The organism is Jeotgalicoccus sp. ATCC 8456 (genome assembly GCF_016313225.1).
Classification (GTDB): Bacteria; Bacillota; Bacilli; order Staphylococcales; family Salinicoccaceae; genus Jeotgalicoccus; species Jeotgalicoccus marinus.
On the sequence record NZ_CP066224.1, the window covers coordinates 1,102,183 to 1,115,062 of the forward strand.

General features: G+C 37.5%; 12 protein-coding genes. 2 read left to right on the forward strand and 10 right to left on the reverse strand.

The annotated features are described in order from the left end of the window. Positions 1-184: 184 nt before the first annotated feature. Positions 185-868, reverse strand: a complete 684-nt coding sequence (locus tag JEM45_RS05610) for a hemerythrin domain-containing protein (RefSeq protein ID WP_198687068.1) — start codon at positions 866-868, stop codon at positions 185-187. A gap of 138 nt (positions 869-1,006) precedes the next feature. On the opposite strand from JEM45_RS05610, the gene JEM45_RS05615 reads away from it, so the two are divergent. Together JEM45_RS05615 and JEM45_RS05620 are read left to right on the forward strand one after the other, a co-directional pair. Further along, complete coding sequence (locus JEM45_RS05615; RefSeq protein ID WP_198687069.1) at positions 1,007-1,957, forward strand: hypothetical protein; 951 nt, start codon at positions 1,007-1,009, stop codon at positions 1,955-1,957. Positions 1,958-1,981: 24 nt separating this feature from the next. Further along, the gene (locus tag JEM45_RS05620; RefSeq protein WP_051220512.1) at positions 1,982-2,563 is read left to right on the forward strand and encodes an LOG family protein; all 582 of its coding nucleotides are present in this window, start codon (positions 1,982-1,984) and stop codon (positions 2,561-2,563) included. A 22-nt stretch (positions 2,564-2,585) separates the two neighbouring features. Here JEM45_RS05620 and JEM45_RS05625 read toward each other — a convergent pair whose 3' ends face one another. The 9 genes from JEM45_RS05625 to JEM45_RS05665 form a co-directional block, all read right to left on the reverse strand. Continuing rightward, a complete protein-coding gene (locus JEM45_RS05625; RefSeq protein WP_166626235.1) occupies positions 2,586-3,149 on the reverse strand; it encodes a GNAT family N-acetyltransferase in 564 nt (187 codons plus the stop codon). A 19-nt stretch (positions 3,150-3,168) separates the two neighbouring features. Then, positions 3,169-3,513 (reverse strand): hypothetical protein, encoded by a 345-nt coding sequence (locus tag JEM45_RS05630; protein ID WP_217623502.1) that lies wholly within the window; start codon positions 3,511-3,513, stop codon positions 3,169-3,171. A gap of 2 nt (positions 3,514-3,515) precedes the next feature. Beyond that, positions 3,516-3,797 carry a hypothetical protein gene (locus JEM45_RS05635; RefSeq protein ID WP_051220513.1) on the reverse strand — a complete coding sequence of 94 codons (282 nt, stop codon included), beginning with the start codon at positions 3,795-3,797 and terminating at the stop codon, positions 3,516-3,518. 123 nt (positions 3,798-3,920) lie between these two features. Next, the gene (locus JEM45_RS05640) at positions 3,921-5,603 is read right to left on the reverse strand and encodes a glutathione ABC transporter substrate-binding protein (RefSeq protein WP_198687071.1); all 1,683 of its coding nucleotides are present in this window, start codon (positions 5,601-5,603) and stop codon (positions 3,921-3,923) included. 403 nt (positions 5,604-6,006) lie between these two features. Next, entirely contained in the window at positions 6,007-7,680 is a 1,674-nt protein-coding gene (locus JEM45_RS05645; protein WP_026866931.1) for a glutathione ABC transporter substrate-binding protein, read from the reverse strand. Between the two features lie 146 nt (positions 7,681-7,826). Next, positions 7,827-8,807: an alpha/beta hydrolase fold domain-containing protein gene (locus tag JEM45_RS05650; protein ID WP_198687072.1), complete on the reverse strand. Its 981-nt coding sequence runs from the start codon at positions 8,805-8,807 to the stop codon at positions 7,827-7,829. A gap of 21 nt (positions 8,808-8,828) precedes the next feature. After that, the gene (locus tag JEM45_RS05655) at positions 8,829-9,494 is read right to left on the reverse strand and encodes a DUF6320 domain-containing protein (RefSeq protein ID WP_198687073.1); all 666 of its coding nucleotides are present in this window, start codon (positions 9,492-9,494) and stop codon (positions 8,829-8,831) included. Between the two features lies 1 nt (position 9,495). Beyond that, positions 9,496-10,761 carry an alcohol acetyltransferase gene (locus JEM45_RS05660; RefSeq protein WP_026866933.1) on the reverse strand — a complete coding sequence of 422 codons (1,266 nt, stop codon included), beginning with the start codon at positions 10,759-10,761 and terminating at the stop codon, positions 9,496-9,498. Between the two features lie 103 nt (positions 10,762-10,864). Then, positions 10,865-12,532: a glutathione ABC transporter substrate-binding protein gene (locus tag JEM45_RS05665; protein WP_198687074.1), complete on the reverse strand. Its 1,668-nt coding sequence runs from the start codon at positions 12,530-12,532 to the stop codon at positions 10,865-10,867. Positions 12,533-12,880 lie beyond the last annotated feature (348 nt).

Here is a 12,880-nt window from a genome sequence, read left to right on the forward strand (position 1 = left end):
ATATGTAGACACGTGACTTAGTGTATTTAGGTCACGTGTCTTTTTGTGTGTTCAAAGCGGAGCTCGGTCGGTAGGTGCGCTTCGTTTTTGGTTCGAAGCAGAGCTCGATCCATTCAACAATCTCGTTTTAATAGATAAAAAACCCACCAGCTGGAAAGTATCCAACCGACGGGCGAACAAGATTCTATCTAAATGGTGTAAATAGAAGATTGTTTTCTAAGTGTAATAACATCATAATATTTTCTTCGTTTTCTTCAAGCTTTCTTAAGACAAAGACATTGATCGGTTCATTGGCGTCTATTGGTGTGTAACCATTCGTCAGCTTATTAATCTGCTCGAACCAATTGACGATATTCTTATGTGCATCGATTAGTCTTGTGATATGTGGCTTCAGCGCCTCAAATGCTACTTTACTGTCATCTTCATAGTAGGTTTTAAGCAGTGGATAAACGTCTGATCTCTCAAGTTCGATATGCACAATCATTTCTCGGTAAATATTATAGAATAGTTCACTGACTTTTTCATACTCAGGATGATTTTTCTTATATTTCTTTCCTAGTTTTTCAACATAGTCATTTAAGACTGGTAATTCATCAAGTAGGTCATCGTAATATTTACGCTCGATATATTTAATGATGCTCACTTGATCCATAAATGATACGTCTATACCTTCTTTAGGTTGTTTTTTTAAGTTGTTTAATTCATAAAGAATATTTTCTAAGTCAAACTGTCCTTCTTCATGTGCTTCTTTTAAAGTGCGATCTCCTTCGGTGACAAAGTCAATATTAAGTTCTCTAAATATAGTTCCTGCTGCAGGCACTTTAAAACAAATATCTTTTAGTTTCATTGTTTCATTAATATTTGACATGCTGAATCCTCCTCATCTATTCTTTATATTCATACCTTTATTAATCTTAATTTAAACCTATGAGTTCGTTTAATTCATGCTTTAGATGGGTAATGTATAATTAATCTTCAAACAGCTATTAAGATGGAGGTCAATCCAGTGAATAAAAATATTAAAGCTTTGGCTACAATCATCCCTTTAGTTGTAGTCCCACTAATTAATGAACGTAAAAAAATTAAAGAACATCCTGATATGAAGAAATTAGGTGCAGTATCAAACTCAGTTTATACTAGAGTGAAAGATTCTAGTAAAGAAACAGCTACAAATGTTTATCATACGAGTAAGGATACTGCGAGCAATATTTCAGAAAAGGTGTCTGACAGACTTGATTCAAGAAGCTATAACAAGGAACAAAAAGGCTATATGAAGAGTCAGGCTAAAGAAGAATCTTTAGAGAAAAAATTCGAGAAAGAAAAAGCTAATCACAGAGAGAAAAGATTATCTCAAAAGAGTAATGATCAGTCGTCTTTCGTACCTAAGATTTTTCAATCTCAACAGGATAAAACCGACGACGAAAAGATTGACGGTATGACTGTGTCTGAAGATGTCACTGTAGATAACTCACAGTCACCTGAAGTAAATGCAGAAAAGTTAACTCACCCTGATAAACAAGAACCGGATTATGGTGAGTCTTATATGTTCGAAGACATAGAGGATGAAAACCAAAGAAATGATATTGTCCCTTACAAAATGAATGAATTACAAACTATAGAAACGAGTGACGACATGACAAACATCCAAGAATTAAATGAAGAGAAAGTATTAAATACAGAGTTTACTAGAAAGAACAATGAAAATAATGAAAATGATATTCCACTACGTCAAAAACATAAAAACATTTTAGACCCACGTAGTGCTGCTAGAGATAAATATATTAGTGAAAAGAAAGCAGAAAAAGAAGAATTAAAACAGGATAATAGTCTATTTAACAAACACCGTCGTATGAATTTTGAGCATTCGAACAAGAGACAAAGAAAAATAACAGATGGTACGCCTTATGTTAAAGACCAATCCATCAAAAATTACGAATCGCTCATGTTCAATAAATAAGGTAAACAACTAGGAGTTATGCATATGGACATTAACAAGATTACTGTATTTTGCGGCGCAAGATCTGGTGATAATCCAAAATTTGAAGCGGCAGCCTATAAACTCGGTGAAGATGCAGCAAAAAATGATATGACAATTATCTACGGTGGCGGGGCGACTGGGCTCATGGGCGCTGTTGCTAATGGTGCTTTAAGTGTTGGTGGTGACGTCATCGGTGTGATGCCTCAGTTTTTAATTGACCGTGAAATTGCGCATACTGGTGTTTCTGATATGCGTGTGGTACAAAACATGCACGAAAGAAAGCTAGAATTAGAGTCTTTAGGTGATGCTATTATTATGATGCCTGGTGGCGCAGGTACTCTTGAAGAATTCTTCGAGGTATTCACTTGGGGACAACTTGGACTACACGAAAAGCCGATTGGCATTTTAAATATTGATGGTTATTTCGATCCTTTAAAGGAAGTCATATACAACGCTATAAATCAAGGTTTCCTTGAGGAAAGATATTTAGACATGTTATTTGTTAGTGATAACTTAACAGATATAGTTGAAGGATTTAAAAATTATACCCCAGTTGCGATTAGAAATTATAAGGATTTAAAATAATAGAGCGAAGTCCAAGATGAATTTACATCTTGAGTCTTCGCCCTTTTTTTGTGCTTACTTTATATAAAATATGTGGTTTTAAGGAATGGCCATCCATAATGCTTGGATGTTCAAACTCCGTAACAACCTCCATACCAAGTTTCTCCATAATATTAATGGATGGAATATTTTTCTTTGCAGTAAAAGCGTAGACTTCTTTAATATCCGTCTGCCTCTCTACAAACTTCATTACACCTCGTGCCGCCTCTGTTGCAAAACCTTGATTCCAATGTTTTTTTGCTAGTCGCCAACCAATCTCAATACAAGGTAAAAATTCAAAGTCCAAACTACCATCAGCCTCTAGTACACGGATACCTGTAAAACCAATGAATTCTCCAGTATCTTTTCTTTCCACTGCAAAAAGACCAAAGCCTCTATCCAAAATTGACTTTTGGCTCGCTTTGGCATAATTGACAGATTCCTCTGGCGTTTGCAGATTAGGAAAATAACGCCGCACATCAGGATCTAAATTCATCTTGATAAAAGGCTTCAAATCACTTTCCTGCCAATCTCTTAGTATCAGTCTTTTAGTTTTGATGTATTTCATTTAGCTTCAGCCTAACATATTATAGTTCTGATTCATTCTGTATGGGTGCTTCTTTTCTAACATAAGAAATTAAACGCACAGTGAATACGCCATTTTCTAAATCATATTCAGCTAAACGTTTTTTAGTATTATTTGTAGTCACAACAGCATCGATTAAATCGACGGTATGCTTGAGTTTAAAAGTAACAGTAAATGCTTCAAAACCACGCTCTGGCGCAGGTTTCTTTACGACAACTCGATCGATTGAACCTTCAACGTCTTCAAGCTCAGTACCAGTCGCTGCTTCTAACTCTTTAGCAAGTTCCTTTATTGTCATTTCTTTTCCTTCTATTAAATAGAACTTTTCTTCATACATTACGCTCATCCTCACTCTTCTGAATCAGTATTTTCTTCTGTTTCTTCGTTTTCTTCAGATGCTTTACTTTCATCCGGTTCTTCTTGGTTGTTTGATTCTAACTCGTCTAACTCAGATTCTTTGGCATCTACTTGTTGTTGTAGTGCTTCATTATCCCCTTGGACATCATTAATCTGATCTTCAAGTTCTGCAATTTCTGATTTCACCTTATCTAAATCTTTTTCAGCCTGGCTAGCCTCACCACTACAAGCAGCAAGCATTAACACACTGAATAACAAAATCATTTTTTTCATATCAGTCACCTATACTTATTCTTACCCGATATTATACCATTCAAGAGCTATTTTTGAAATTTATCGTAAAAAGTTATAAAAAAACATACACAGTAAAATTTACTGTGTATGCTTTGAGAAACTTTAGTTTTCGATTGTAACTTCATTTAAGTGATAAATACCCTGAGCGTCGACGTTGAATCCTTGGACACTAGAGTTTAAACCTGTTAGGTAACTCTGGTGGTGGATGTAAGCCATTGGCGCTGTTTCAACGAGTTTATCTTGTAATTCTGAATAGATTTCTAGACGTGCTTCCTCATCAGATTCACGACGACCCGCTTCTAGGAGTTCATCAACTTCATCATCTGAGAAGAATGAACGGTTACCTGGGTCACCATGCATTGATGAGTGGAACAATGGATAAGTTCCGTAGTCCGCATCACCTGTAGTTGTTGACCAACCTAGGATGAACATATCATGTTCACCAGCAGCAGTTTGTTCTAAGTACGCACCCCATTCAAGCTGCTCAACAGTTAAGTTAATGCCAATTTCCTGAAGTGATTCTTGTAGATAAACTGCTGTATTCACGCGTTCTGGGCTATCGTTAGTCCAAATTGAAAGGTTAATTCCATCTTCATAACCCGCTTCAGCTAATAATTCTTTAGCACGTTCTGGGTCATATGAAATACCTTCAACGTTTTCATCATATCCGAATACACCTGGTGCTAATGGTCCTTTTGCAGGTGTACCCACACCGTCATAAACCCCTTCGATAATTGATTCACGGTCAATCGCGTATGAAATCGCCTGACGTACTTTTGGATCATTAAGTGGTTCTTTTTCAGTATTGAAACCGATGTATGAAAGTGACATAGATTCAGTTTCTTCTAAAGCAGTGTTTTCACCATTTTCTACACGGTCAACATTACTTGATTCAATTGTTCCAGCAACATGAGATGAGCCGGATTCAATTTCAGCTAAACGTGAAGCTGTTTCTGGTACAACTTTGAAAGTTACAGTATCTAATTGAGCAGGTTCACCAAAGTAATCATCATTTCTTTCAAGCACAACATTTTCACCTGGTGAACGAGATTGTAATTTAAATGCACCAGTTCCAACTGGGTTATCCGTTACGTATTGACCAAGGTGTTCAGAAATCGAATCTTGTACTTCTTCTGCCTCACCACTGTCTCTTAACTCGTAATACTCTTCAGCTGTCATATCTTCACCAGCTTCATCAAGAGCAGCTTGGTAGTCAGCATCGATTACATCTTTACTGATCATACCCCCACCATCGTGAGCAAGGTGTGCGAGTAATGGCGCAAATGGATATTCAGTCGTGATTTCAACTGTATACTCATCCACTGCTTCAACATCAGTTATCATTTCGTAAAGGAACATACGTGGTGACGCCATTGCTGGGTCTAGAACACGGTCCAAGTTTGCAACAACAGCATCAGCATTAAACGCTGAGCCGTCGTGGAACGTCACATCATCACGAAGTGTAAAACTCCATGTAGTGTCATCAACTTGTTCCCATTCTGTTGCTAAGTTCGGTTCAACTTCCATATCTTCGTTTAACTGAGTTAAACCATCGTAAAGATTGTAACGAACGTTCGATGATGGAACATCGTTATTACCATGTGGATCCATTGATACAATGTCACTCATTTCAGAGATGACAAGATCTTGTCCACCTGCAGGTGTACCTTCGCTAGCGCCCTCTTCACTCTCAGGATCCACGTCGCTATCGCTTGTACAAGCAACTAAAACTAAAGCAAACATTGCTGCAATCCCAATTGTCAGCAGTTGTTTTAAATGCTTCATTATGTAATTCCCCCTCAAAAATTTTAAATTTTAAGATAATTTTCAATCTTAAAATTACACTCTTAACATATTACATGATAAGAATATTTCATACAAGATGGAATTTTGAGAATATTTACCCTTCTATTAACAAAAATCCAATCAGTAGTTAGCATACCATTATTTTCTTGTTAGATGAAGCGCTTTCAAATATTTTATTAGTTTTTATTCATAAAGAGGGTTAACTGTGCATTTATGATAGAGATATTTTATTTTGTTTTTTACTCGTGAATTTCTCAAGTTCCAGCTATTTTGTTTCATGGAACTCGTCTGACCCCCATATTCTAGCTAAGCCCTATTTCCAATCTAGTCCCAACAAAAACAACCCTCACACTAATGAGGGTTGTCCTTAAGCTCAATATCTCTATTGAATTGTTGTTTCTTTGAAGTTGAAGATGTTGTAAGAGTCGCCTTCAAAGTTTTGTACGTTGTTATTATGTGCATTTAGGTTTTCACCGTGTCTAATAAAGATGGCTGGTGCTTCGTCGACTAGAATTTGTTGTGCTTCTTCATACATGCCAGCACGTGTATCCTCATCTGTTTCCTGACGCGCTTCATCTAATAGAGCATCAAGTTCGGGATTACTGTAGAACGAACGGTTACCATCTGGACCGATGTTATCACTATGGAATAGTGGTGAAATACCATTATCTGGGTCACCTGTTGAGTTGCTCCATCCTAGGATGAACATATCATGTTCCCCAGCACCTGTTGCTTCAAGGTATGCACCCCATTCAACTTGCTCGACGTTGACAGTAATGCCTAGCTCACTTAGTGATTCTTGTAACCATAGTGCGACATCGACACGTTCTGGGTTATCATCATTCACCATCAAGTTAATTGTTAGATCTTCAACGCCAGCTTCGTCTAATAATTCTTGTGCTTTGTCCATATCGTATTCTAAGCCCTCAAGGTCTTCAGAATAGCCAAGTACACCTGGTGCGAGTGGTGCAGATGCTGGAGTACCTGATCCATTATAAACACCATCTAATACTGCTTGGCTATCAAAGGCATGTGTAATCGCTTGGCGGACTTTCGGATCATTGAAAGGTTCTTTTTCAGTATTGAAACCAATGTAGTCAATTGATACTGATTCATTTCTTAGCAGTGTAACGTCAGCGTTTCCTTCAACTCGTTCAATATTACTAGATAGTGTTGAGAGAATTGCATCTGATGTTCCTGATTCCAATTCAGCAAGTCTTGAGCCTGGCTCTGAAACAACTTTGAAATCTACACCGTCAAGAAGTGCAGGTTCGCCGTCCCAGTAGTCATCATATCTGACAACAGAAGTCACTTCACCAGGACTACGACTTTCAAATTGGAAGTAGTTTGTACCGACTGGCTCACTTTCAACAAGCTGACCAACATATGAACTAATTTCATTTGCAATCGCTTCGTGTTCTTCTCCACCAGCATCACGTAGTTCATAATATTCCTCAAGTGTTACATCACTACCCGCTTCATCTAATGCATTCTGGTAATCTGCATCAATTAAATCTTTTGAAATCATTTTACCTGCACCGTGAGTTAAGTTATTTGCTAATGGAGCAAATGGATATTCAGTAACTAATTGAACAGTGTAATCGTCAATGACATTAACTTCAGTCACCATATCGAGTAAGAAGGCTCTTGCTGACGCTTTAGCCGGGTCTTTTAGACGTTCGATATTTGCTTTGACGACCTCTGCATTGAATTCAGAGCCATCGTGGAATGTCACACCTTCACGTAATTTAAATTCCCAAGTCGTATCATCAACTTGTTCAAATTCTTCGGCGAGTACAGGAACAATTTCTAAATCTTCATTTTGTGTCACTAATGGTTCATAAATCGTGTCACGAATTTGTTCTGATGGTACATCATTACTACCATGTGGATCCATCGACACCGCATCAGAAGGAATGGCCAAGGTCATTGTACCGCCTTCAGCTCCTCCTTCTTCACCGCCACCTGTTGCTTCATCAACATTGCTGTCATCACTACAAGCAGCTAGAATAAGTATTAAAGCTCCCAATATGGTCAAAAAACTAAATTTTTTCATTTGAAACCCCCTATTTCTCGAGAAGTTAAATACTTCTTTTAATATTCAGAATTTTACACTACTACTTAAAATTATACAACATTTATTTCAGAAAATTATAATTATTGGATGCGTTTTCTTCTGACTCCCTAAAAAGAGACCCTGAATTATAGGATCTCTTCTCTTAGATCTATTAAAATATTTTCAATCATCCGCCTAGCTTCTATACCCTCTTTAACGGGATACAAGGGGAAAACGTGATTTTGCTCTTCGAACTCAAAGTATTCAAAATCCGCACCTTCATCCTTGAGTCGATCGACATATTTTCTAATATCAGGTACTAAAATTTCTCGTGTACCTGCAAAAATATATACCTTCGGTAGGTCTATGACGTTCCCATACACTGGAGACACTTTATAATTATTATAGTCCGTGTCTCCTCTCCAAAGTTTACCAATAACTTGTAGTTTTTCTCTTTTAAGCATCGGTTCCACTTCGATAAAGTTCTCAATCTCAGGATTATTCAAAGATACGTCCATCCACGGACAAATGACGATCTGTGCTTTTGGTAGTGTTTTACTTTGTTGATATAAATACTGTACTAGACCCAAGGTTAAACCGCCACCTGCTGAATCGCCCATGATAATTAGGTCATCGTTCTCACTAATCAATTGTTCATAGAGTACTTGCACTTGTTCATAAGCTTTTTCATATGTATGCACTGGTACTTTCGGATATATTGGGACAATAAATTCTAAGCCGGTTTCCTTAACTAGTTTATTGATGAAGCGCCAGTGAAATGGTGAGGGTTGATTGATGTAACCTCCACCATGTAAATATAGTACACGCGTATGAGACTCTACTTCGTCCGGAGATACTGTGTAAACTTTCATATCTGAAACAAAATAATGGTCAATATTTGATCTGAATAAACTCGTTGGTATCTCATATTCATCACTATTTTCTTTTTCTTTTCTTTCGAGTAATTCTTCATCCGCTGTCGTATTATCAAAGGTTGCCACTCTGATGACATCCTCTGCGAGCTCACTCCCCACACTACGGTGATTGACGAATATGGCACGGTAAATATAAGTGAGTACACCAAATATCGCTGTTATTGTTGTAATCGTCCTCAGTAAGACCTTCATGCATTCACGCCTTTCAATATTTTATAAATGAAACCGTCTCATTAGTTGAGTCATAAAGCTTTCGTTGGCAATTAAGAGCATCAGTATAAAAGACACTGTGCCCAGTGATGCAGCTGATACAGCTGGCCAAAGAACGTGTGACACGCCTGTAAAATAGAGAATCAATGGCAGATAACCCAATCCAATCATCATCAACAGGAAACTAATATAGCCTGTCCACTTCATTCTTACCTTTATAATCAGCATACAAATTAACACGATACCTGCCAGTATTATCAGTGGCATAACATAGTCAACAGACCACTGTAAGGAACCTGTCATGGCATCAATGACCAAAAGTAAAAACGTCAAGCTGACGACTTGGGCAATAATCTTACCACCCAAATGCGAAGGTGATAAGATGGTGTGATTTAAAGACACAAGTAAGTAGAACACCGCCACTGCTACATAGAATACCCATAAGAACCGAGGCATAACGATAATATTGACTAAGAGACAAATAATCGTCGCTAGGATGCCACCGAAAACTGCAAATTTTGCGAGTCGGTCTTTAACTTTAAATCTTTTCTGATCATAAGCAGGATAGGCGCGTTCTTCTTTTGGTAAGTCTGTCGTTGAAAGCAACTGATGACAGAGCGGACATGCTCGTTGTTTCGTATTAATCTCACATTCTAAACAGCGATTCATCTTACTCTCCCCATCCATTGGAATGCACGGTTACTTCTAGTCCCGTCATTCGCGTAAGGTTTTTAAAAAATGCTTTTATAAATTCATTTTCGTCAATAGACCTTGCAAAAGTCATTGTTAACTTATTATTAATTGTTGCCGCCCCACAATTGATTGGACTCTTTTTAGTTGGGTATAAAACGATATCCATCCAATCGATAAAGGGACGCATTTCATCTGGTACTTTTACATTTCCTAAGTTCGTCAGAGTCAATGTCTTTCGATTTTCGCCCACACTATTAAAGGCAAAACGCATAATAGGATACTTTATAAAGACTGGAACAATTCTTAGTAGTAAATTTTTCTGGAAGGAGACAAAGTGATTAATCCCCCTCTGTAGAAAAGATTTTTCCGTTTTCTTAATAAGTTCTCTTGTGACAGCTTCTATAATTTCATCCATTGTCATATCTTTTTTTACTTGAACTCCGATGTTTGAGACAGAAAAGAAATTTCTCATGGTCTTAGAAGGGAACACTTTCCTAAGGTTCACCGGTATTGCCACACTAATATAAGCGTCACTATTTTTCTTTCTTTCTTCATAGATCGTCAGAATCAATACACTGGTTAGAAGCCCGGTTAATGAGGTTCCCTGACTTTTGGCAAAGGTATTGAGTGCACCAGCATCCATAATACCCTGCACAAGATTAATACCTCTTGGGCTTAACTCAGTACCGGATAATTGGTAGGCTTTTTGATCTTTGTCTTGGCTTTTAGCTGGTTCACTATGATTGACATAGCGAACAAAGCTGTCTTCTGACTCTTCTTGGTCTACCTCATCTTCAGGTAACAGAATTGTGCCGTCCGTCATTATGTTTTTACCCATCAAATATAAGTACTGATAGACGAGTGTTTTTAAAAATTCCTGGGCACCTCCGCCATCTGTTACAGAATGAAATACTTCTACAGATATTCTCTTGTTGAAATATAGGACACGAATTAAAAAGGCATTATTTTCCTTTCGATCAATCGGTGCACATGGATAATCTGTTTCTTCTTTGACTAACAGGCTGTCATCGTTTGCCTCTAGAAAATCCCAAAATAAACCTTTTCTTACCCTGACCATTAAAGTTGGAAAGCGTATTGCGACGATGTCGAGCGCTTCTTGCAGCACTTCTGGATCAATCATTTCATATAGAGTGGCTGAAACTCTGTAGACAGCAGAATTAGACGAACTTGAAACAGCATGAAAAATCTTACCTGTATTATCAATCTTATACCACTGACTCATCTTTTAACCCTCCATTTTCTCTTATACAAATTGTATATCTTAGAGCAATAAAAAAGAAGTAAAACCGTCAAAGGTTCTACTTCTTACTATAATATAGGTAAATTTATTCACTCTCTAAAGTGACGTTTCTGAAGTCTGGTTTGTTAAAGTTATTAATTTCTAATCCCTGTACTTCAGTTCGAGCTGCATTGGCACTTTGTGCTTGTCGAATTGAAACAAATGGTTGATCTTCGATTAAGATCTCATCCACTCTTTGGTAAATTTCTTCACGTTTACCTTCATCTAGCTCTTGTCGGCCTTGTTCAAGTAGACTATCCACTTCTTCATTTTCATAGAATGAGCGGTTACCACTCGCACCTTGCATTGAAGAATGCACTAATGGCCAGAATGATTGGTCTGGATCTCCAACTGGGTTCGGCCAACCTAGAATGAAGAGGTCATGTTCTCCGTTAGACACAGCTTCTAGATACGCACCCCACTCTAATTGCTCAATCTCTAAATTAATACCTATCTCTTTTAGTTTTTCTTGCATCAATACAGCAAGGTCTACACGTTCTGGTGAATCATTCGTCATAACAGTTAAATCAAAGCCGTCCTCATAGCCAGCTTCATTAAGAAGTTCTTGGGCACGCTCTGGATCATAATCTAGATCTTCTAAGTTTTCGTTATAGCCAAGTAATTCTTGTTGAATCGCACCTTTCATCTCACGACCAACACCGAAGTAGATACCTTCCATAATTTCTTCCTTATCTACCATGTGTGCAATCGCCTGACGGACACGCTTATCTTCAAGTGGACCTTCTTGAGTGTTCATACCGATGTATTCATTCGACAGATTATAAACCGGATATGTTTCCATCTCTGGATGATTTTCTATACGTTCCCACTGACCATTATCAAATCCTTGGATAAAGTGAGATTGGCCACTTTCAAGTTCTGCAATTCTTGATGCATCCTCAACGACAACTTTAAAGGTCACAGTATCTAGTTTTGCAGGCTCATCCCAATAATCATCAAAGCGTTCGACAACAATCTCTTCACCTGGTGTTCTCGATTGGAATTGCATATAGCCTGTACCAATTGGCTTTTGCTCAATAATCGCACCGGTATTATTACCTACTGCTTGAGCAACCGCTTCGTACTCCTCACCACCAGCTTCTCTTAGTTCATAAAATTCTTCTAAGCTGATATCTTGGTCACTTTGATCGATTGCATTTTGATAATCCTCATCTATTACTTCTTTTGATACAATACCTGCACCATCATGTGCTAAATAATTTAAAAATGGTGCGAAAGGATATTCAGTTACAATTTCAATCGTGTAATCATCGATTACATTGATTTCTGAAATCATTTCAAAAATGTTTGCACGAGCCGATGCGACTGCCGGATCCATAATTCTTTCAAAGCTTGCTTTTACAGCGTTAGCATTGAAGTCTGTCCCATCATGGAATTTTACACCTTCTCTTAAGTTAAAAACCCAAGTCGTATCATCTGTTTGTTCATAATCAGTCGCAAGTCTAGGCTGTGGGTTTAGGTCCTCATCTAAATAAAAGAGGCCTTCGTAGATGACATTTCTTCTTTGGTCAGACGGTAAATCATTTTGACCTGCGGGGTCAAGTGATGAAGCATCACTTGCATAAGATGCGACTAGGTCTCCACCCGATGAATCTGAAGCTGCATTTTCACTCTCCATTACTTCAGAATCATCTGTACATGCTGCGAGCATTAGTAGGATCATGGCAAATATTATGTATTTAAATTTTTTCATTACTATCCTCCATTTACAATTCATATTACTACACTATGTTTTAGCGTAAATCATATTATACCACTCGGGATTGATTAATCAAGATGCTTGCTCATACAAAAATCAAATGACCTAATATTTAATTGATCATTAAATTTAAACCCTAGTCATAAACTACGAATTGGAAGTTATCATTAACAAATTTCTGAATAATAGCAAATAAAGCCTGTCATATGGGTGTTACCGTTTTCAATTGTGTACAATTTTAGGAATCTTGGCAGTAAAAAGTATAGACTTATTCACTATCTTCTTGTTATAGTCGAGACGTCGATGTATTATTAAAAGGTATTTATCAAAATACAGTGACTT